The sequence below is a fragment of the Chryseobacterium oncorhynchi genome (assembly GCF_002899895.1).
GTDB lineage: Bacteria > Bacteroidota > Bacteroidia > Flavobacteriales > Weeksellaceae > Chryseobacterium > Chryseobacterium oncorhynchi.
In genome coordinates this window covers 1,120,836-1,143,711 of the sequence record NZ_PPEI02000001.1, presented here as the reverse complement: position 1 = coordinate 1,143,711, position 22,876 = coordinate 1,120,836, and the positions used below count along the sequence as shown (strand labels likewise).

The following is a 22,876-nucleotide window of genomic DNA, read 5'->3' as shown; positions in this document are numbered from 1 at the left end:
AAATTATGAAAAGAATTATAAATACAATATTAGTTATAGCAACCCTATCATCTGCAGCATTTACGCTGAACAGCTGTCAGGATGCACTAGATATAAAACAAGCAGGAGAGTTACAAGAACAAGACCTGTTTACAAGTGTTGCTAACCTTAATGAAGTTTTAAATGGATCTGTATACGCTCAGTTAGATCCAATTGATGAGATTTACTTCACAGCAGTATTTACAGACGAAGTAAAACCAGGATCTGGTAGTGGAGGACAAGAATATTCACTACACAGACATTTCCTTGATCCGTCTAGTTCTGTTATTACAGGAGGAACAGTAGGTACCATTGCTAGTGATGGGATCTGGATGAATAACTATAAAGTAATCAACAGAGTTAACAGACTTCTTGAAGGGGCAAAGAAAATTACACCAGTTTCTATTGAAGAGAAGAATTCATATAATGCAATTCTTGCACAGGCTAGAGCAATCAGAGCATATTGCTATGTACAGCTAGAGGCTTATTTCTCTAGTGATATGAAAAATCCTAACGCTCTGGGAGTTATTCTTCTGAAGGATGTTCCTTCTACGGAAGCTCAATTGCCAAGAGCTAAAAATCAGGATGTGTATGATTTCATTAATGCTGATTTAGACTACGCCAGAGATATTTTAGGAAACTCTACAAATCCAAGAAGATATCAGGTAGATAAGAATTTTGTAAATGCTGTTGCTGCTCGTTTTAACCTTTATAGAGGTGAAATGACACTAGCTAAGAAAAATGCAGAATTAGTAATCAACGGATCTGGTTTATCACTTACAAAGGCAACGCCAATGACAGGAACGAATTCTCAGGTTCTTGTTACTGAAGCTGATGGTTCTGTGTTCCAATCTGGGCCTTTCAATGAGCCACCAGTTGACAAATGGAATATCGCATTCTATGGAGGAATTGATGAGAAGACTGGAAATGGTATTGTAGGAGGTTCTTTCAATCCATATAGAAGAATGTGGGCTGATACTGATAATGGAGAGGCTATATTTACTCTTAATAGACTTCCATTGGGAGCAGGTGCTGCTATCGGTGGAAAATGGAATACAAACCAATCTAACCTTGGTGGATCTCCAATGTGGTTCTGGGGAAGAAACTTATATAACATATTTAAAAATACTCCAGGAGACATCAGAAAATATGCTTACGTAGATCCTTCATCAAAACCAAACGATAACTATGCTTCTGCATCTGCAGGTAATACCAGAAATGATGGATTGGTAATTGATAAATACCCAGGGAAATTAAGTGCATCTACAAGAAATGATGTTAAAGTCTTCAGATTGTCAGAAATGTATTTCATTATTGCTGAAGCTGAAGTAGCTGCAGGTAATCTTTCAGCAGCTCATGACTTAATTCAGAAAGTAAGAGAGGCTAGAAATTACCTTGGTTCTGCTGTAACACCTAGCTATACAGGTGCACAGTTTGCTTACGCTGACATCTTGAAAGAACGTAGAGTTGAATTAGCACTTGAAGGGCACCGTTATGTCGATCTGAAAAGACTTGCAGTATTGGCAAATGTAGAAATGGACAGAAACCCTACAGATGACATCATTCCGGTTAAGAATCTTGCTAATGGTGATTATAGGTATACTTTACCTATTCCTATTAAGGAAACTTCGGCAAACCCGAATGTTTTACAAAATGATAAATATTAATCATTATAAAAATACCCCTGAAGTTTTTACTTCAGGGGCTTTTTTTTATCAATAAACTTTAAGAATTACAAATTATCATGAACAATTATCTGGAGAATAATTTTCCATTCTGATAACTCTTTGGAGTAACTCCTACAAGTTGCTTAAATACCCTTGTGAAATAGTTGGTATCAGAAAAACCGGTCTGAAAAGCAGTTTCTTTAATGCTGTTTTGTCCCGCTAATAATTCTTTTGCCTTGCTGATTCTTTCCTGTAGAATAAAATCATTCGGGGAGACTCCCAGTTCATCCCTAAACATTTTAAAGAAATTGGATTTACTCACATACGCAAGTTTAGCAATACTGTCAATAGACAATTTCTGGTGTAGATTTCTTTTAATATAATCCACCACAAACCCCATTCTTGATCTGTTTTTTACAATATTTTTTTCTACCAGACTTCTTGCCTGTGTTTGCATAAGCCTTATCAGAAGCTCTTTCAGTGCAAAATCAGCCATAATATCCTTTTGAGAATTATCATCCATGGCAATCCTCATGATGTTATTGGTTGCAGAAGCCAATGCCTGATTATTAAAAAGAAAATATTCGTCCAGTTGAATATTCCATTGTGAAGACTCATCTACCTTTGGCAGGTGATAATTTAAATAATTGAGAGAATCTTCTATAAAATCAGGATTTAAACTTAAGGAGATGCATTGTGTAGCTGTTTCATCAGCTTCAGGAAAATCAATTACCATAGTTTCCCCTGGAGCAACCAGAATGCTTTCTCCCGGAAAATAATCAAAATAATTAGTCTTATTATCCAGTTTCATATGCTTTTTCCCTCTTAACATAGCTGTAAATGCAATGTTTTCAAAGTGAAGCTTTACCCCAAAAGCTGCTTGATGGGTTTCATATATACTGAATTCACAATTGTTTAGATTGAATGTGGTCTGGTTTTCAACAAGACTCAATAGATGCCTCTCCTGAGTTAATTCAGGAGTGTTTAATAAAAACTTGCTATTGTTATTCATTTCTAAATATTTTTTGAAAACTGGTATTCCAAATATATAAAATATGAACCTATGTTGTTGTTAATAAAATGATAAAATTATAGGCCTAACACTATTCTGCACCTTTTTTATACGATTGTGCTATGTTTTTTTTGGGTTGTACATGTAATTTGGCATCATCGAAAAAATATAAACAATACTAATATGAGCACAATTACAGAACCAAAATCAACGACTCTTTTACAGCGTCCAGAATTTAAAGACAGATACGATAACTATATTGGAGGTAAATTTACACCACCGGTTAAAGGACAATATTTTGATGTAGTTTCACCGGTGGATGGTAAAAAATTCACTCAGGTAGCCCACTCATCCAAGGAAGATTTGGATTTGGCTGTAGATGCAGCAGAAAAAGCATTCCAAACCTGGAAAAATACATCATCTACAGAGCGAAGTATTATTCTCAACAAGATTGCAGACAGAATAGAACAAAACCTGGAATATCTTGCTACAGTAGAAACCATTGATAACGGTAAGGCTGTAAGAGAAACTTTGGCGGCGGATATGCCACTTGCAATAGATCATTTCAGATATTTTGCATCCGTAATTCGGGCAGATGAAGGCTCGCATAACGAATTGGATAAAGACACTGTATCCTTAATTGTACACGAACCACTTGGAGTAATCGCACAAATCATCCCTTGGAATTTCCCAATATTGATGGCAGTATGGAAGTTAGCTCCGGCATTGGCGGCAGGAAACTGTGTCGTTTTAAAACCTGCAGAAAGCACACCCGTGTCTATTATGGTTTTAATGGAACTCATTGGAGATTTATTACCAGCCGGAGTCATCAATATTGTTAATGGCTTTGGAGCAGAACTAGGAAGAGCTTTGGTTACAAATCCTAAAGTTGCCAAGGCTGCATTTACAGGATCCACAGCTACAGGCCGTTTAGTAATGCAGTATGCAACAGAAAATATCATTCCTGTGACATTAGAATTAGGTGGAAAATCGCCCAACGTATTTTTCAATTCTGTAATGGATGCAGACGATGAATTTTTAGATAAAGCCATTGAAGGTGCTGTACTTTTCGCTCTTAACCAAGGTGAAATTTGTACATGTCCGTCAAGGTTACTCGTTCAAGAAGGAATTGCAGATGCCTTTATTGAAAGAGTCGTTGAAAGAGTAAAGGCCATTAAGGTAGGAAACCCATTGGATAAAACCGTCATGATGGGGGCACAGGCTTCTCAGATTCAGAAAGATAAAATATTGTCTTATATTCAGCTAGGAGTAGAAGAAGGAGCAGAAGTTTTGGTAGGAGGCAATGTAAATAACCTAGGAGAAGATCTTGAAGATGGGTACTACATCCAGCCTACTATTTTCAAGGGAAATAATAAAATGAGAATTTTCCAGGAAGAAATCTTTGGCCCTGTGCTGGCATTTACAACCTTTAAAGACGAAGAAGAAGCCATAAAAATAGCCAATGATACCATCTACGGATTGGGAGCAGGAGTTTGGACGAGAGATGCCCATCAGTTATACAATATTCCGCGCCAGATTGAGGCAGGAAGAGTTTGGGTAAACCAATATCATTCATATCCGGCAGGAGCACCTTTTGGAGGCTACAAGCAGTCTGGAATAGGAAGAGAAAATCATAAAATGATGCTTGATCATTACCGTCAGACCAAAAATATGTTGATCTCCTATAATAAAAACAAGTTAGGTTTCTTTTAATATTAATTTTAGGACGTGCCCGATTGCCTTGGCTTTATCCAGGGCAAAACGGTCGGGCTATGCAGGGCTTCATTTCATTTCGGTGCTCCATTCCATTCCGCACCGGCTCGTTCCTCGCCGCCCTTACTATCCCTCACGCAAATATTACCTTTCTTATCCGGAATTTTTCGGATGAGTAGGAAACTATTAACCAGTAAAAACTCAATTCAAAAAAATAAAATATGATTCCAAAAACAATGAAAGCTGCCGTAGTTCAAGGCTACGGACAGCCCCTGAAAATAGAAGAAGTACCCGTAAGAGCCCCTGGCAGATATGAAGTTCTTGTAAAAGTAATGGCCTGTGGCGTTTGTCATACAGACCTGCATGCTGTAGATGGAGACTGGCCTGCCAAACCTAAAATGCCCCTTATTCCGGGACATGAGGGTGTAGGTATAGTGGTGGCTTGCGGACCTGAAGCCTTTGTTAAAGAAGGAGATGCAGTAGGAGTTCCATGGTTATATAGTGCCTGTGGGTGTTGTGATTATTGTATTACAGGATGGGAAACACTTTGTGAGGCTCAAAAAAATGGCGGATACAGTGTAGACGGAGGTTTTGCAGAATACGTTATTGCAGATTCCAGGTATGTGGGACATCTGAAGTCCAATGTTAACTTTCTGGAGATTGCTCCAATTTTATGTGCAGGAGTAACCGTTTACAAAGGACTCAAAGAAACAGAAACAAAACCCGGAGAATGGGTAGCTATTTCAGGAATCGGAGGATTGGGCCACGTAGCGGTTCAGTATGCAAAAGCGATGGGGATGCATGTTGCTGCCATTGATGTAGCAGATGATAAATTGGAACTGGCTAAAAAACTGGGTGCAGATCTTGTAGTGAATGCAAAAAATACAGACCCCGGAGAATATTTGCATAAAGAAGTTGGCGGTATGCATGGTGCATTAATTACAGCTGTTTCGCCTATTGCTTTTAAACAGGGAATAGATGTTCTGAGAAGAAAAGGAACCATTGCTTTGAATGGATTGCCTCCCGGATCTTTTGAGCTTCCTATTTTTGAAACTGTTTTAAAAAGAATAACCGTTAGAGGTTCTATTGTAGGAACCAGAAAAGATATGCAGGAAGCTTTGGATTTTGCCAATGAAGGACTGGTGAAAGCAACAGTAACTGCAGCCAAACTCGAAGATATTAATGATGTCTTTGATAAAATGAAAAAAGGACAGATTGATGGACGGATTGTGTTGGATATTGCAAACTCAAACTAAACAATGAGCTGCAGGCTCGGCAAATACTTTTGCCGAGCCTCTTTATTCAGATAACAAGATTCAATTGTTAAATTTGAAAAAATAAAATAATGGAAAGAAAAATAACAAGGCTTTCTGCAACAGAAAAGGCGCTTGAAGTCATTCATGAACTTGAAAATAAGTATGGGGCACTCATGTTTTATCAGGCAGGGGGATGTTGTGAGGGAACACAACCACAATGCTTCGAAAAAGGAGGATTCTTTCCAAGGATGAATGATGCCATGATAGGAACCATTAACGGATATGAGTTCTGGATAGACCGCGACCTCTTTGAATACTGGAAATATTCCCACTTTACACTCGATGTTACAGATGGTTTCGGACCTGGTGGATTTTCATTGGAAACCCCTTTGGGGAAAACATTTAAAGTTCATTACAGGCTTTTCACTCCCGAAGAATATGAAAACCTTGAACCTGTACAGCGAAGTGAATAGGGTAGATCTCTTTTAGAATAAAGGCATTTGTACATTGGATTAATGGTCAACTTTTAATCAGGTGACTTTTACAAACCGATTCACAAACATGGCTGCAACGATATCTCCTACAGAATTAAGAACTGTTGCTAAAGGATCTACAAGGGTTCCGATAATCATTACAGCAGGAATAGCTTCCTGAGGTAGTTTATAGACAGAGATCATCAGCATTTCACCAATATATCCACCGTTAGGAATTCCTCCGGCTACAATACTCACAAAAACCGTAATTCCTAAAGCCAGAAGTAAATTGGCAGGATCAAAGAAATCTTTTCCAATAATTAAAAAAGCTACATAGATCTTAATAATAGAAGACATTGAGGATCCATTTTTATGCAAGGTAGTACCAATAGGAATCACCAGGTTAGCAATAGAATTGGGAATTCCAATCTTGGAAGCTGCCTGTAGATTCGCTGGCATAGTTGCAAAGCTGCTGCAGGTACTTATTGCTGTAAGAGTAGGATAAATGGCATTCGTCCAGAAACTTTTAACCCCATTTTTTCCACTCGCCATGAATGCATAGATGGAAAAGAAGACAAGGAAATAGATAATTCCTGCCACATAATACAACCCTAAAGGTTTAGCATAAAATCCAAAAAGCTGTGGTCCTAACGTTGCTACCTGATAGGCGAAATAAGCCCCTAGGCCAATGGGAGCCAGCTTCATAACCAATAAAAGAAGTTCTTTCATTACTTCATATCCTGATGCAATAAAAACTCTGAATGGCTGTCCACTTTCTCCAGTTTTTCTGGCTGCAAAACCTGTCAAGAACGCAAAAATAAGCAGTGCAAGCATATTTTGTCTTGAAAAGAGTGCGGTAAATTCTCCCACAGTGAAAAAGCTCACAATTCTATTTCCCCAAGTTTCATCGCTAGCCGCTTCAGTTACGATCTCTGAACTTCCGGAAACTCCTGAAACAGGAAAAAGATACACTACACAGATCGTAAAAATAGCCGCTGTCAAAATAAAGAATAAAAAGGTAAGTGCCATCACAAGAATGATTCTTCCGAACCTTGATTGTTGTTCTAAAGAGGCAATGGAATTCGATACTGCAAAAAATACCAAGGGTACTACACTCACGAAAAGAAGATTAAGAAAAATGTCTCCCAATGGTTTTATGTATTCCACAACCCCAGGAGCTACAATTCCTATAATGCTTCCAATAGTGATTCCTAAAAGTAAAAATATGATTCCTGAGTAGTTTTTTAATACCTCTTTCATGTGGCGCTTTTTATCAAAGATAAGTTTATTTTTAACACTCTGCTATGCAATTTTCAAGCCTAAATTTCATAAATTTGGGTAAACTTCGTTTCTATGGCTTATATAGATTACTATAAAATTCTAGGCGTAGATAAAAACGCAACACAAGATGACATTAAAAAAGCCTACCGAAAATTGGCTAGAAAACTGCATCCTGATCTGAACCCCGATGACAAGGAGTCTGAAAAAAAATTCAAAGAGCTGAATGAAGCTAATGAAGTACTCAGTAATCCTGAAAACCGTACCAAATATGATAAATACGGTGAAAACTGGAAGCATGGTGAGGAATACGAAAAAGCCCAACAGCAACAGCAAAAACAATATCAGCAACAAAACTACGGAGGCGGAGGCTTCTCAGGTGCTGACTTTGGAGAGGGCGAGGATTTTTCAGATTTCTTCCAAAATATGTTTGGTGGTGCAGGAGGCACTGGCAGAAGCTCAAGAGGAAGAGCATCAGGTAAGTTCAAAGGAAAAGATGTACAGGCTGAGCTGAATCTAAATTTAAGAGATGCTGCAATAACACATCCACAAACTTTTGAAATCAATGGGAAGAAGGTAAGAATCACCATTCCGGCCGGAGTTTATGACGGGCAGCAGATTAAACTGAAAGGACATGGGAATCCGGGAGTAAACGGAGGACCAAGCGGAGATTTGTATATTACATTCAATATTCCTGAGGATCCTGATTTTGAAAGAATTGGTGATGATCTTAAAACAAAGGTGACTATTGATATGTACACTGCGGTTTTAGGGGGTGATGTAAAGGTAAATACCCTGGATGGAAGTGTAAACCTAAAAGTGAAACCGGAAACGCAAACCGGAACTACCGTAAGATTGAAAGGAAAAGGATTTCCTGTCTACAAAAAAGAGAACGAACACGGCGATCTTTTTGTAACCTACGAAGTGAAACTGCCTACCAATCTTACAGAGAAGCAGAAAGAACTTTTTGAACAACTTAAAAATTCCTAGGCTATGAGTGAAAGAATATCACGGGAAGAACTCGTAAGAATATACAATATAGAAATCACATTTTTTGATGACCTTGTAGAATATGGTTTATTGAATATACAGGTGGAAGACAATATTCACTATCTGATGTATGAAGATCTGCCTGATTTGGAAAAGTTTACCAATTGGCACTATGATCTTGAAATCAATCTGCCAGGTTTGGAAGTTATTCATAATATGCTGAACAAACTGGAAGCTTTAAAGCGTAGAAACAGGGATTTGATGAACAAACTTTCTGCAATAAGTGACCAATATGAAGATATTTAGCTTAGTTTTGTAGCTTTTTAAAACAAACCATGTATTATGAGTGAGGAAAAGGTTATTACATTAAGAACTGACAGAAAGAATTTTGAGGATATTTATTTTAGTGGTAACCAGGGTAGTCTGCTTTTTTCACCTACAACTAAGAGTAAAACAATAACAACCATTGCAGCTGCTGTTATCTTAGTCATTGTATTTTTTTTGAAAGATAGCTTAAGTGAGAACAGTAAAGGAATTTTATACTTTTTGAGTTTTATATTCCTGCTTTGTGCCGTTTTCTTGTCTGTAAGCATTAACAAGGTTTCAAGATGGAAAAAACAGGTCAATCATTATTTAAGCGTGCTTGAAAAATGTAAGATATATGAGATCAGATTTGATCAGAATTTTTTCACAGTGAATATTGATGGAGAAAAGGAAACCAGTGAATGGAAAGATTTTGAATATTTTGACAGTAATAATGAATTCATCTCTCTAGAGGGTAAATATAATTATATGTTTCCACAGAGATCTATGAGTGAGAAAGAGTATAATTTGCTAAAGAAAATCTTAAAGGAAAATATCAACAAACAATAAAAAAATCAGAGCAAACGCTCTGATTTTTATTTTATATTAAAAGTAGTAAAAGGAAAGTTACTTATTCTAACCAGCCCATTTCTTTCATCCACTCGTCATTGTAGATTTTTCCTACATATCTTGAACCATGGTCGTGAAGTAAAACTACAATGACATCATCTTTCGTAAACTGATCTTTCATTTGAATTAATGAAGCAATTGCACTTCCCGCAGAGTATCCACAGAAAATACCTTCTTCCTTAGCCAGTTTTCTTGCATAGATGGCACCGTCTTTATCTGTTACCTTTTCAAAATGGTCAATTACAGCCATGTCATAGTTCTCAGGAATGATATCTTCCCCAATACCTTCTGTAATGTAAGTATAAGCATGGTCGTAGTGTAATTCTCCGGTTTCGTGAAATTCTTTAAGAATAGATCCGTAAGTATCCACACCAATGATCTTGATGTCTTTGTTCTTTTCTTTGAAGAATGTTCCGCATCCTGTAATAGTACCTCCTGTTCCTGCACCTGCTACAAAGTGAGTCAGTTTACCTTCAGTCTGTTCCCAGATCTCAGGAGCTGTAGATTCATAGTGAGCAGTTCTGTTGGATAAGTTATCATATTGGTTTACATACCATCCGTTTTCAGTTTCCTTAGCCAGTCTTTTTGAAACTGAGTAATAAGAACGTGGGTCAGTAGGTTTTACGTCTGTAGGACAAACAATTACTTCTGCTCCTACAGCACGAAGAATGTCACACTTTTCCTTAGACTGTTTAGAATTGGTTACAAAAATACATTTGTAGCCTTTGATGATGGCAGCAAGTGCCAGCCCCATTCCAGTATTTCCGGAAGTTCCCTCAATGATGGTTCCTCCAGGTTTTAATCTGCCGTCTTTTTCGGCATCTTCTATCATTTTAAGAGCCATTCTGTCTTTTACGGAGTTTCCGGGATTGAATGTCTCAACTTTTGCTAAAACTAGTGCTGGAAAGTCTTCACCTAACACTTTGTTAAGTTTTACCAGCGGTGTATTACCTATCGTTTCAAGGATATTTTTTGCGTATTTCATAAATGTTTTATATGCGGTGCAAAGATAATGCTTTTAAAATTATCTTTGCCCTGTATGATTGGCAGACGAAACTGAAACATTGAAAGGAGTTTCAATGATCAGTGCCCACCAGCTTTTAATAATTAATTGTACTTAATTGCTTTCACCGGAGAGATCTTACTGATTAGATAACTCGGAATAATTAAAGCAAGTGCTGAGATAGCCAGAATCCCTAATGAAATGGAAACAATGGCAATAGGGTTGAGGTCCACCGGAACTGTACTTACATAATAGTTTTCCGGATTCAACTTGATAACCCCAAAGAATTTCTGAATTAGAATTAATCCTAATCCAATAGCGTTTCCATACAAAAGCCCCGGAATCATAATGATAAGCGTATAGTTGATAAAGGTAGCTCTGATCTGTGCATTACTGGCTCCTAATGTCTTTAGCAACCCGATGGAATTTGTTCTTTCAATAATAAGAATTAGAAGAACCATGATAATATTGATAACCACCACAATCAGCATGATGATGATAATCAGTGCAATATTGGTGTCAAAAATACTGATCCAGTCATTGATCTGTGGAAACTTTTCAGTGGCTTTTTCAGCATAGTTTTTATAGCCGATCAGTTTTTCAATTTCAGGAAAATCCTTGTCGATATCATTGACGTTTTTCAGGAAAATATCAATACCTCCAATCTCGTCGCCTTTCATATCCAGAATTTTTCTTACATGATTAATCCCTCCAATAACGAACTGCTCATCAATCATTTTAATATCAGTTCTATAGATTCCGATAATTTTGAATTTTCGGTAGATTGGCTTTTGATCAGTCTTTAAAAATACAGTAACAATGCTGTCATTTACCTTTAGGTGAAGATCATTGGCTACTTTTTGTGAAATGGCAACATCATTATTGAATCCTACTTCAGTAACCTTTGGTGTAGTACCGGCGAGAAGAAATTTTTTAAACCTTAAGCTGTCAAAATCCTTTCCTATTCCTTTAAAAATGATTCCTGCAAAATTATGTTCATTACGCATAATACCTGTTACGGTTGCATACTTTTGAACCGTTTCCACATCAGGAAGCTCTTTTATTTTCGAGATATTTAATCCCTGATTATCCAGTACTGAAGTATTGTATGAGGAATTGGATCGGGTAGATCTTACTGTAATATGTCCGCTGAAATCTGCAAGTCTCTCCTTAATAGCCTTTTTGGAACCTAATCCGGTGGCCACAGTAATCAGGGAAACAATGATTCCAAGAGCTACAGAAAGCCTGCCAATGAAGATGATAACCCGTGATAGGTTATTTTTGTTATCTTTGGAAAATGCTATTTTTCTAGAGAAATATAAAGGAAACTTCAAGCTTATGAATTTAGATTTCAAAATTAAAAATTTACTTCTGATTTGCCTAATTTTTTTAGGAGTATTCAACCAATATTATTCTCAAACCCAAGTTCAATCGGATTTTAAAACCGGTGCGGACCAACCTGAGCTTTATTTACCCTTATTAAAAGGAAAAACAATTGGTGTAGTGACCAATCAAACAGGCTTGATGAGTGACAAAACCCATTTGGTAGATTTTTTAGTTAAAAATGGTGTTAAGATCAAATCTATTTTTGCGCCTGAGCATGGTTTCAGAGGAGACGCTGATGCAGGAGCTAAAGTAAAAAATGGAGTAGACGTTAAAACAGGAATTCCAATTGTTTCTTTGTATGCGAGCAATAAGAAACCAAAACCAGAACAACTGGCAGGGATAGATATTGTTGTATTTGATATTCAGGATGTTGGAGTGAGGTTTTATACATACATCTCAACTTTAACGTATTTAATGGAGGCCGGGGCTGAAAATAATGTAGAAGTCATGGTACTAGATCGTCCGAATCCTCATGATGGATATACAGATGGTCCTGTTTTGAAAAAGAAATGGACAAGTTTTGTAGGAATGCATGAAGTACCTGTAGTCTATGGATTGACAATAGGTGAGTACGGAAAAATGGTAAACGGTGAAAAGTGGCTGAAAAATGAAGTTCAGGCGAAATACACCTTAATTCCAATGAAAAATTATCACAAAAAACAGCGTTATCCAATATTAGATAAGCCATCACCTAATTTACCTAATGATAAAGCCATTAACTTGTATCCGAGTTTATGTTTTTTTGAAGGAACCCAGGTTTCTGTAGGAAGGGGAACAGAGCAGCCTTTTCAGATTTATGGTTCTCCATGGACGGAAAGCTTACCTTATCAATTTACTCCAAAACCGAGTTATGGCGCAAAAGATCCTTTCTTGAACGGAAAGCTTTGCTATGGAGAAAACTTATCTAATTATCCTAAAGATTTAAGAGAACTTAATTTGGAATGGGTAATAAAGGCCTATCAAAACTATAAGAATCCACAATTAGATTTCTTTTTAAAGAACTTATGGTTTGATACCCTGTCCGGAACTGATGAATTCAGAAAGCAGATTATTGCTGGAAAATCAATTCCGGAAATTAAGGCGTCATGGAAAAAGGATTTAGAGGATTTTGAAAAGATCAGAATCCGATATGTGGTTTATGAAGATTAATCAAAATTTTGGGGCGGAGTTTTATCGTTCTTGCCCCTATTTAATATAAAAAGTCCAATAGTCAGTCCCACAACACCTGCAAAAGCCGTCAATAAAGCTCTTTGCAATTTGTCAGGAAGATCATTCCCAAGATAGTTCATTAAAAAAAGGATCACAAAAGTGATCACTGAAATGATAATATGGTTTTTTCCAAATAACTTCATTACTCTATTTAAATTTATAAGAGATCATTACTCCACCTCTGTAAGGCATAATTTCTCCACTTTTATTAAATTTTTCAGCGTTGTCATAGCGCTTTCCTGTGGAACGGTCATAGCCTTTATAAAAGCCTTGAGAGGTTCCCACTGTAGCATACAAATCAAGATTCCAACGGTCTGATAATTGAAACTGATAACCACCAGTGATACCCAACATTACAGAAAATCCTTTTTGATAAAGATTAGAATTGATAAGAATGTCTCCGTTATCAGCAACAGAAGTGTCATTATTCCAATAATTCCATTTTTGTGCATTATAGGCAGCAAAGGAAAGATTGGCACCTACATACCAATGTTTGAAAGCTTCCTTGAAATAATATCTTCCTTCAATTGAAGCGGAGTAAAATTGTAATTCATGTCCTGCGAATGACTTCCATGGAGAAATAAAGACATCTCCTTGAATAGTATATTTGGGACTGATTTGTTTTTCTACACCAAGATTAACAATACCTAATGGTAAAAAAAGAGCATTTCCCTTTACATATAAACTCTTTTCCCCACTTTGTTCCTGTTCCTGTGCATTCAGAGATCCTATAGCCAAGAAAGCTAATACACTTGCTAATACTCTATACTTCATCAATATGTGTTATTTTATTTGATTTAATAATTCTTCTGCTAATTTAGAGTCCTTATTGGACTGAGTGGCTATATTCCTAGACATTTCAGCATAATTTTTTGCCATTTCTTTGTTGCCAGTTAAAAAGTAAAGCTTACCAAGAATATAAGTGTTTTCAGAGGTTTCTCCTCTCATCACTGATTTTTCTGCCCATTCAGTGGCTTTTTTCAATGAGGATGGGTTTTTTACATGATCTAAAAATACCCATGACGCTCTTAGCAACTCATCAGGATTAAATGAATCTGAGTTTTTATAATAATCCAAGGCTGCTTTTTCATACTCAGGAAAATTGGCATTTTGTTCGTAATAGCTAAGTTTAGTCTGGTTAAGCTTTGCTGTAGCTAATTGCTTGCCCACTAATGGTTCTGCCGTTTTCAGAAAATACTCATCATTGATTCTTTTATTTTTATCATCAATGGATTGTTCTACAATTTTTGATAGCTTCAGTTGAGCATCAAATTCGTTGTAAGTTTCTTCCGGAAGAAATTTGACAATGTCTGCCTTTCTCGCAGAAAAAGTTTTATAATTGGAGTCTTCAGTTGATTTTAAGAAAAATAATAAAAATCCAATTTCGTCTTTCGAAAACTCTTCAGTATTTTTTTTGTTTTCAAAATATCTTTCTGAAGCTTTCTTGGCAAATTCATAATCAGTATCAGAATTAAGTTTCATAATATTGATCAAGAATGTAGGATCCTTTTCACCCTTAGCAAATCGGTCTTTTAGAGAATTTTTATTGTTCCCTGGTGAATTGATATCCTGAGCCATTGCTACAAATAGACTTTCCTCCATATAGCCGGTATTTCTGGAAACAAGCTCGCCTTCACCATTCAGGAAAAGATAAGTAGGGTAGGAGCGAACTCCATATTTGGCGGCAATGTCTCTTCCTTCTCCTTTCTCCATATCAAATCTTGCATTGATGAAGTTGGTATTGTAATAGTCTTTTACCGATTTCTGAGGAAAAACATTTTTCTCCATCATTTTACAGGGGCCACACCAAGAAGCATATGCATCAATAAAAACCAATTTTTTTTCCTTTTTGGCTTTTGCAATAATATCCTTGAAAGGGAGGTCCTGGAACTGAATAGATTCCTGTGCTGAAATAATGATAGAACAAAAAATAGATATTCCGGAGATGATCTTCTTCATTTTCAAATTAGATTTGTAGGCGAAGATAACTAATTTCAAAATATTTAAGAGCGTAATCTGTTGATTGAACATCTATATTAACTAATTTTAAGATTTATAGATTTTCTGGGCCTGCTTTAAGGCATAGAAAAAACTTTTTTTTTACAAAAAATATTTTGAGCATACGTTTATACCCTCAAGATGTTCCTATTTATCACTTGTTTTCATATAATTTTAATTCACTTTTTGGTCCTGAAATCTTTGTTATATCTTTGCAAACTAATAAATTATCTGCGGAAGAATCACAAGAATAGGCTTTACTATAGTATTGCCTAAGTCTTTCTTTTGATGAAAATAACAATGTAGAAGATCTTGAGTATTCAATTTAAACATACCCTATCCCGAAAATCAGTTTACATTACAGCAATCTCTGTCTGCTTCATTGCAGTGGCAGCATTTGCTGTTCTAAGTCTTTTAATTACAGAAGACAGCCGTAAAAATACTGAGGATTTTGCAAGAAAAACTTTCTTCCGGAAATATGAATCGGTAGAAAATGAATTTAGAAATATAGAAGACTATCAATACCTTCTTCGTGAATTGATTCAAAAAGATGGTCTGAAAAATTATAAGGACTATTCTTTGGTTTTAAATGGTTTAAACAAAAAAAGAAATCTTTTAACTTACAGCTGGTACTATTATGATAAGAATGGAACCGGAAAATCGGAAAGTAATAATCCTTTAGCCGATCTTTTTAAAAATAGAGAGCGCACAGAAAAGTCTGTTGCTATAAAAAGTAACGGGCCGGGACACTTTAAGGATCTTCTGATTACACGTAAAGACAGCATCTATTGGGTGAGCTATGACTCTCTTGTACTTCCTGGTAAAAATAGGCTGTATTATGGATCTACAGTGAGTCTGGATGATCTTCATCAATATTTTATCAATGTAGATAAAAGCTCAAATACTTATGCCTACGTCTTTACAAAGGAGGGAATTTGTATTACCCATCCGGAAAAGAAATATCTTGGAAAAAGTATTTTCGAATTTACAGATATCAAACCCCAAGATACGATATGCAATACTGTAAAATCTGGATATACAGAAAGAACTGCCGTTTCTGAATATCTTGGGGTGGGAGTCACCCGATTTATAAAACCACTAAAAACGGATAATTTTGATGGATATACAGTGGTAAATCATGTTAATTTTATTATTGATGAAAATACCAACAAAGTAAAAACCTATACCATTTATATATTTCTTGCTGCTTTATTCCTGATTGTAACGGTCTTTATTTTGTTTCAAAGATCAGCAAATATTGCTTACAGAGAAAAAGAAAAAATACAGACGGAGAAAAACTTACTGCTGGTTGAGAATGAAAAGATGCACAAGGCAGAGGTTATTAATCAGTTGCAGCAGCTTAAAAATAATATCAATCCGCATTTTTTGTTCAATTCACTGAACTCGCTTTATATGCTGATCGGAATCAATAAAGAGAATGCTCAGAAGTTTACCATGAACCTTTCCAAGATTTATAGGTATCTGATTGTCCCTCCAAAGGAAAATATTGTTTCTGTTGCCAAGGAAATTGATTTTATCCAAAAATATATGGAGCTTCTGAAAAGTAGGTTTGATGAAGAGCTGAGATTTGAGTTAATCATCAATAGCCCGGAAAGTTTAGAAAAACGAATTCCATATCTATCCTTGCAAATTGTAGTGGAAAATGCGATAAAACATAATATTGCGACGATAGATCAACCGTTGGAGATCATTATTATAATAGAAAAGAATGAGATTATGGTGAAGAACACCTGGCAGCCGAAAACGGAAGCCGTTCAGGGGGAGAAATTCGGAATTGATTATTTGAATCAGGTTTATGAGTATTTTAAGAATAATCTGCTTCATATTTCTGTAGATGGTGAAAATTTCATATGTTTTTTGCCATTAATGAAGTAAAATAAAAAAATCCATTCACTCCCAAAAAACATCCTCTCACTCCCTAATATTATTTAATAATTCACTATACCTATAGCTTTGCTAGCTGAAACTAAGATATTTACTATTTGGAATGAATCGGACTATTTTAATGAAGAATTACAGACTTGCCTTGTATCTAGGACTTGCATTGGCTTCGCCGGCGGTAATGGCACAAAAAAAGGATACTGTAAAAACGGCCAAGGACAAAGCTGAAAAAACAGATGTTTCATCATCAAAAAAAACAAAGAAAATTGACGAACTGATCAAAAAAGGTACCTATAAAAAAGGTATTTTCAATACGATACAGGTAAAAACGGATGTTTATTTTGAAATACCTGACAGTTTGATGGGGCGCCAGTTTTTGGTGGTCAACAAACTATCTCAGGTACCTATGCAGGTGAATGAAGCGGGTTTAAATAAGGGAATGAACTATGAAAATAAGATCATTTCTTTTCACCGTGACAGATTAGCCAAGAAAGTATGGGTTAAAACCTCTGAAGCTAAAGTGTCGTCACCTAAAAATGATGCCATTACAAAATCTGTTAAGGATAACTTTTCAGAATCTGTAATTGAAGTTTTTGATATTGAAGCACAAAACAATGACTCCACTTCAGTAGCCATTAAGGTGAACAAGGTTTTTGACGGAAATCAGAAGAGTTTTAATGATGTTTTGGCGAATGTAGGTCTTGGAGGATCAGTAAAATCAAGTCTTTCCTATATAGAAGGAGTAAAAACATTTCCACAAAACCTTGTTGTGAAGTCTCAATTGAGTACTTCCGTGAATGAGGGAGGTGTAGATTTACCAGTGACATTGGGGGTTACAAGTAATCTTGTATTGCTTCCTAGTGTACCTATGAAACCCAGAGTTTCAGACGCAAGAGTAGGGTTTTTCTCTGAAAAGCATTGGACTTTCAATGACCGTCAGCAGAAAATGGATGAAAAATTCTTCATCACCAAATGGAACCTTGAGCCTAAAGATGAAGACAAGGAGAAATATCTTAGAGGAGAATTAGTAGAGCCTAAAAAACAAATTGTTTATTATATAGATCCTGCTACTCCAAAACAATGGCGTGAAAAGATCATCGCAGGAGTACATGATTGGCAGGTTGCCTTTGAGCAGGCTGGTTTTAAAAATGCTGTGATTGCAAAAATGCCGGACGAAAAGGATGAAGATTTTGATATTGATGATGTAAGATATTCTGTAATCACCTATGCGGCTTCACCTAAGTCTAATGCCATGGGGCCGTCAGTAGTAGATCCGAGAAGTGGTGAAATTATTGAAGCGGATATCATCTGGTGGCATAATGTAATGACTTCTCTTCATGACTGGATGAGAATTCAGACAGGGGCAATAGATCCAAAAGCCAGAGGAAATAAATTTAGTGATGAGCATATGGGAGAAGCTATCCGATTTGTTTCATCCCATGAAGTAGGACATACATTCGGATTGAAGCATAATATGGGAGCATCTTTCTCATTCCCCGTAGAATCACTTCGTTCAAAGGAATTTACAGATAGAATGGGTGGAACTGCACCTTCCATTATGGATTATGCACGTTACAACTATGTTGCCCAGCCGGAAGATGGTGTTACAGCAATCACTCCGAAAATCGGGCTTTATGATAAATATGCTATTGAGTGGGGCTATCGTTGGTACCCGGATGAGTTTGTTGAGAAAAAAGCATTAAGAAACCTGATTGAAAAACATCAAGACGATCCAATGTACTTCTACGGAGAACAGCAGAGTTATCTTGAAACAATAGATCCGCGTTCGCAGTCTGAAGATTTGGGAGATGATGCAATGAAGGCAAGCGAATACGGAATGAAGAACCTGAAAGTTGTTGTAGATAACCTTTTAAAATGGACCTATGAAGATGGTAAAGATTACACAGCGACAGGTAAATTGTATTTGGAAGCTATTGGGCAATGGGACTTGTATACAGGTCATGTGATGGCTAATGTAGGAGGGATTTACCTGAATAACACTGTTTTTGGTAACAAGAAAAAGGCATACGAACCGGTTCCTGCGGAAACACAGAGAAGAGCGGTTGATTATCTTGTTAAAAATGCGATCAACCTTCCGGAGTGGTTATTCTTCAATCCAATTACAGAGAAGACCTATCCGGTTAAAAACTCACCGATGGGACCATTTGAGCAGACGCCGTATACCTTGGCAAGAGGAATGCAGTATGCCAATATTTATTCCCTGTTTATGGATGACAGATTGCTTAGGTTACTTGAAAATGAGTTGAAAAATGAAGTTTCAGGTTCTAAGGATGAGATTTATACTGTTGAAAATCTATTTGATCAGGTAAGAGGAGCCATTTTTAATAAAAGAGGAAGCCTTACAATCTTTGAAAAGATGGCACAGAAGAACTATGTAGATGCGATGATTGTTTCAGTGAATAAACTGTTCGAAAAAACAGCAGTGAAAGGGTTAAAGACAGATCATAATCTGAATATGCCAATGATCTGTAATTATCATGAAGAAGATAAGAACCTTAGAAACATTAATTATTCATCCATGAAAAGAGTATCTGAAGTAACTACCTATAAAAGAGCAGAGCTACAGAAAGTTCTGGATTTACTGAATAGAACCAGATACAAAGGTGATGACTCCTCAAGAGCTCATTACACAGATTTAATCATTCGTATTGAAGAGGCTTTAAAATAAATAAACAGCTATGAAAAAAACTCTAATACTTTTACCTCTTTTAGCTGCTCAGGTTGCGTTTGCTCAGGAAAAGAAAACGATCACAGGAAAGATAGAAGATGGTAGTACTTCCGGCGCAATTGCCGGTGCATCCATAAAAATAGAAGCCCAATCTGTTTCTACAAAAACGGATCTGGACGGAATTATTGAAAGTGTATCAGTAGGTACAGTTGCAGATAAGGACGGAAAGTTTATACTGGAAGTACCAAAAGATACAAAATCTATATTGGTAAGTTATCCGGGATATGAGTCCAGGATGATTCTGATCAATGAAGATAAAACCAATTATACGGTGAGACTGAGTTCTGAAGTTTCAGATAAAAATAAAATTCAGGAGGTTATCATTACCGGATATCAGAAGATTGAAAAACGTAAGCAGACTTCAGCAGTTGCTACGGTAAAAATGGATAATATAAGCCAGGCTGGGGTAGCGAGTGTAGACCAAATGTTGGCTGGACAGATTGCAGGGGTTGCAGTTGCTCCTCAGACCGGGGCTCCAGGGGCACCGGCAAAAATCAGAATTCGTGGAACGGCTTCATTGTCCGGTCCACAGGATCCGCTATGGGTAATTGACGGGCTTCCATTAGAAGGAAATGATGTACCCAACTTCACTGATAAAGACAATATTGATCAGCTTCAGAATTTTTCTATTGCAGGATTAAACCCTAACGATATTGAGGATATTACGATCCTGAAAGATGCTGCTGCAACAGCAATTTACGGAGCAAGAGCTGCTAATGGAGTAATTTCCATTACAACAAAAAAAGGGAAAAAGGGAAGCATGAAATTAAACTTCTCTGCTGATACTTTCATCACCGCTCGTCCTGATTTTGATCGTCTGAACCTTTTGAATGCATCTGAAAAGGTAGACCTTGAGCTAATGCTTGCAAAACGTGCAGATCTTACTTACCGTGCAGATAAAGGAGAGGTGATGAGAATTTTAACTCAGAACCACCAGCTTGATGATTTCAGAAGTGGAGGCTTGGATGCTTTGAATCCATTGACACGTCAGCAGCTTAACTCGTTAAGAAATAATAATACCGACTGGGGAAAATTACTATACAGAAATGCTATCAACAAACAGTATGGAGTAAGCATTTCCGGAGGTAGCGATACTTCTGACTATTATTTCTCACTAGGGTATTTTGATGAAGAAGGAACAACAATTGGAACTGGTTTTAAAAGATATAACCTAACCCTAAAAAATAATTATAAACTAAGTGATAAGTTAAATGCAGGAATTTCTATTTTCGGTACACAGAGCGAGAGACAATCGTTCATGACGGATGCAGATGCTGCAGCGAGTCCTGTTAACTATTCAAGAAATGCCAATCCGTATATGAATCCGTTCAATCCGGATGGAAGTTACAGATATGACAAAGATATAGATGGTTTTGCAGATACTTATATTCCTTTCAATTTCCTAGAGGAAAGAGAGAATACAAACTATGCACTGAAGAATCACTCACTAAAGGCAATATTAGACTTAGAGTATAAGGCAACCAAAAACTTGAGATTTACTTCACAGTTAGGTATTCAGTATGATACCAATAAGACGGAGAAATATGCCGGACAGGAGACTTACTTTACCAGAAAGATGAAAGAGGGAACCCGTTACTATAAAGATGGTGCATACCGTTATTTCCTGCCTGCCGGAGATATTAAGCAAAACTGGAATAACGACTTCTTTCAATATAACTGGAAGCTACAGGGAACCTACAATACAAAAATCAATTCTGTACATGAAATTGATTTGATGGCAGGAACAGAACTTCGTAAAACGGAAGATAATACTACGCTTACAAGAGCTTTTGGTTATAATAAAAATACGAGAACAGGAACTCCTATAGCTTTCCCTACCTCCAATTTTGCAGCAGACAAGAGATATGAAACTTATCGTGAAATGCCTCCTGTAGAGAACGCTTATGCATCTATGTTTGCGACAGCTTCCTATACCTATGACCAAAAATATACCTTTTTTGGAAGTGTAAGATATGACGGGACCAATTTATTCGGAGTTAATAAAAAGTATAAGTATCTTCCAATATGGGCTGTTTCAGGATCTTGGTTGGTTACGAAAGAGAACTTCATGAAGAATATCACACCTGTTTCCAATCTTAGGCTAAGAGCTTCTTATGGTCTGCAGGGGAATATTGACCGTAATACTTCACCATTCTTTATTGGTGAATACAATTATGCAAACATTCTTCCGGGGATGAGAGAAGACGTAATCAATGTGATCAGCCCGCCAAATGATAAACTTCGTTGGGAAAAAACAACCAATATCAACTTTGGACTTGATTTGGGGTTATTTAATAACCGTGTGAATCTTACCGCAGATGTTTACAACAGAAAAGGGACGGATATGATCAGTATGAAAGAAACTCCTCTTGAAACCGGATTCGAATATACTATGATGAACTGGGGAAGTCTTACCAACAAAGGTTTTGAATTGGCATTATCAACCAGAAACATCAACAAAGAGAATTTCAAATGGTCAACGACGATCAACTTTGCTCATAACAAGAGTAATGTTCTTAGCGAGCAGCCTCGTGACAATGCAATGCTTCCGTCCAGAGAAGGACTTCCTGTAAATGCTGTTTTTGCTCTAAAAACTGCAGGAATGGATGAAAATGGAAACCCAATGTTCTGGAAAGGAAATGAAAAGGTAAAAGCTGCAGATTTCTTCAAGCTTTATGATGTATATGCAGATTTTCTTCCGGGTCAGTTTGTAGATACACAACTTTCAAACGAAGAATTGAGAAACCTGTTTACCTATGTAGGAGATAGAGACCCTAAGTTCACCGGAGGGATTATCAACACCTTTAAGGTTCATAATTTTGACCTTACTGTTGCTGCTACATTCAATTTCAAGCAGACAGTAATGCGTACTCCATCTTATAGAGGAATGGATTTAGACAGAGGAAGAAACTATACAAGGGAGATTTACGAAGCAGGAAATTCATTGCCGGGAATTACAAGTCCTGATATGGATGCAAATCCTGATGGATGGATGGCTAACAAATGGTTTGCTGGTAACCGTTCCAATACCTATGGTTTACTGGATATATGGGCTAAAGAGGTGAGCTATGTAAGAATCAGCAGTATTCGTTTAGGATATACACTTCCTAAAGAATTTACCGCTCCTATGGGAATCACTAGTCTTAGGCTAAGCGTTGAGGGACGTAACCTATTTGTATTCAGTAATGGCTACGAAGGATATTTTGATCCGGAAACCTATGGTAATATCTATGCACAGCCTATTACCAAATCTGTTACAATAGGATTTAATGTTTCTTTTTAAAACTTG

The 22,876-nt window shown here is 36.7% G+C and carries 18 protein-coding genes; 11 read left to right on the top strand and 7 right to left on the bottom strand.

Going from position 1 to position 22,876, the window contains the following annotated elements; translation table 11 throughout:
• Positions 1-5: 5 nt before the first annotated feature.
• The gene (locus tag C1638_RS05140) at positions 6-1,685 is read left to right on the top strand and encodes a RagB/SusD family nutrient uptake outer membrane protein (RefSeq protein ID WP_109618786.1); all 1,680 of its coding nucleotides are present in this window, start codon (positions 6-8) and stop codon (positions 1,683-1,685) included.
• Between the two features lie 85 nt (positions 1,686-1,770).
• On the opposite strand, the gene C1638_RS05135 is transcribed toward C1638_RS05140, so the two are convergent.
• Positions 1,771-2,697, bottom strand: a complete 927-nt coding sequence (locus tag C1638_RS05135) for an AraC family transcriptional regulator (protein ID WP_109618784.1) — start codon at positions 2,695-2,697, stop codon at positions 1,771-1,773.
• Positions 2,698-2,880: 183 nt separating this feature from the next.
• Here C1638_RS05135 and C1638_RS05130 point away from each other — a divergent pair, with 183 nt between their 5' ends.
• The 3 genes from C1638_RS05130 (at position 2,881) to C1638_RS05120 (ending at position 6,139) form a co-directional block, all read left to right on the top strand.
• The gene (locus C1638_RS05130; RefSeq protein WP_109618782.1) at positions 2,881-4,410 is read left to right on the top strand and encodes an aldehyde dehydrogenase family protein; all 1,530 of its coding nucleotides are present in this window, start codon (positions 2,881-2,883) and stop codon (positions 4,408-4,410) included.
• A 221-nt stretch (positions 4,411-4,631) separates the two neighbouring features.
• Positions 4,632-5,666: an alcohol dehydrogenase AdhP gene (gene adhP / locus C1638_RS05125; protein WP_109618781.1), complete on the top strand. Its 1,035-nt coding sequence runs from the start codon at positions 4,632-4,634 to the stop codon at positions 5,664-5,666.
• An 89-nt stretch (positions 5,667-5,755) separates the two neighbouring features.
• The gene (locus tag C1638_RS05120; RefSeq protein ID WP_109618779.1) at positions 5,756-6,139 is read left to right on the top strand and encodes a DUF779 domain-containing protein; all 384 of its coding nucleotides are present in this window, start codon (positions 5,756-5,758) and stop codon (positions 6,137-6,139) included.
• A gap of 57 nt (positions 6,140-6,196) precedes the next feature.
• Here the strand turns inward: C1638_RS05120 and C1638_RS05115 are convergent, their stop codons facing one another.
• Entirely contained in the window at positions 6,197-7,399 is a 1,203-nt protein-coding gene (locus tag C1638_RS05115) for a dicarboxylate/amino acid:cation symporter (protein ID WP_109618777.1), read from the bottom strand.
• A gap of 93 nt (positions 7,400-7,492) precedes the next feature.
• On the opposite strand from C1638_RS05115, the gene C1638_RS05110 reads away from it, so the two are divergent.
• From C1638_RS05110 to C1638_RS05100, 3 genes are read left to right on the top strand one after another with little or no spacing between them, the layout of a single operon-like run.
• Positions 7,493-8,407: a DnaJ C-terminal domain-containing protein gene (locus C1638_RS05110; RefSeq protein ID WP_109618775.1), complete on the top strand. Its 915-nt coding sequence runs from the start codon at positions 7,493-7,495 to the stop codon at positions 8,405-8,407.
• A 3-nt stretch (positions 8,408-8,410) separates the two neighbouring features.
• Positions 8,411-8,713, top strand: a complete 303-nt coding sequence (locus tag C1638_RS05105; RefSeq protein WP_076352410.1) for a chaperone modulator CbpM — start codon at positions 8,411-8,413, stop codon at positions 8,711-8,713.
• Between the two features lie 36 nt (positions 8,714-8,749).
• Positions 8,750-9,280, top strand: coding sequence for a hypothetical protein (locus C1638_RS05100; RefSeq protein WP_109618773.1), 531 nt, complete (start codon positions 8,750-8,752; stop codon positions 9,278-9,280).
• Between the two features lie 61 nt (positions 9,281-9,341).
• Here C1638_RS05100 and C1638_RS05095 read toward each other — a convergent pair whose 3' ends face one another.
• On the bottom strand, positions 9,342-10,325 hold the full coding sequence (locus tag C1638_RS05095) for a PLP-dependent cysteine synthase family protein (protein ID WP_109618771.1): 984 nt from the start codon (positions 10,323-10,325) through the stop codon (positions 9,342-9,344).
• Positions 10,326-10,447: 122 nt separating this feature from the next.
• Entirely contained in the window at positions 10,448-11,677 is a 1,230-nt protein-coding gene (locus tag C1638_RS05090; RefSeq protein WP_109618769.1) for an ABC transporter permease, read from the bottom strand.
• Between the two features lie 4 nt (positions 11,678-11,681).
• Between C1638_RS05090 and C1638_RS05085 the strand changes: the two genes are divergently transcribed.
• A complete protein-coding gene (locus C1638_RS05085; protein ID WP_109619093.1) occupies positions 11,682-12,878 on the top strand; it encodes an exo-beta-N-acetylmuramidase NamZ family protein in 1,197 nt (398 codons plus the stop codon).
• Here the strand turns inward: C1638_RS05085 and C1638_RS05080 are convergent.
• From C1638_RS05080 to C1638_RS05070, 3 genes are read right to left on the bottom strand one after another with little or no spacing between them, the layout of a single operon-like run.
• Positions 12,875-13,081, bottom strand: coding sequence for a hypothetical protein (locus tag C1638_RS05080; RefSeq protein WP_076352406.1), 207 nt, complete (start codon positions 13,079-13,081; stop codon positions 12,875-12,877). The two genes, C1638_RS05085 and C1638_RS05080, sit on opposite strands and share 4 nt — an antisense overlap.
• Before the next feature lie 4 nt (positions 13,082-13,085).
• Positions 13,086-13,712, bottom strand: a complete 627-nt coding sequence (locus tag C1638_RS05075; protein WP_109618767.1) for a DUF3575 domain-containing protein — start codon at positions 13,710-13,712, stop codon at positions 13,086-13,088.
• Between the two features lie 9 nt (positions 13,713-13,721).
• Positions 13,722-14,897 (bottom strand): thioredoxin fold domain-containing protein, encoded by a 1,176-nt coding sequence (locus C1638_RS05070; RefSeq protein ID WP_109618765.1) that lies wholly within the window; start codon positions 14,895-14,897, stop codon positions 13,722-13,724.
• Between the two features lie 351 nt (positions 14,898-15,248).
• Here C1638_RS05070 and C1638_RS05065 point away from each other — a divergent pair, with 351 nt between their 5' ends.
• The 3 genes from C1638_RS05065 to C1638_RS05055 all read left to right on the top strand — a co-directional run bounded on the left by C1638_RS05065 (position 15,249) and on the right by C1638_RS05055 (position 22,870).
• Positions 15,249-16,832 (top strand): sensor histidine kinase, encoded by a 1,584-nt coding sequence (locus tag C1638_RS05065; protein ID WP_109618763.1) that lies wholly within the window; start codon positions 15,249-15,251, stop codon positions 16,830-16,832.
• Between the two features lie 112 nt (positions 16,833-16,944).
• Entirely contained in the window at positions 16,945-19,527 is a 2,583-nt protein-coding gene (locus C1638_RS05060) for a zinc-dependent metalloprotease (protein WP_109618761.1), read from the top strand.
• 10 nt (positions 19,528-19,537) lie between these two features.
• On the top strand, positions 19,538-22,870 hold the full coding sequence (locus C1638_RS05055) for a SusC/RagA family TonB-linked outer membrane protein (RefSeq protein ID WP_109618758.1): 3,333 nt from the start codon (positions 19,538-19,540) through the stop codon (positions 22,868-22,870).
• Positions 22,871-22,876 lie beyond the last annotated feature (6 nt).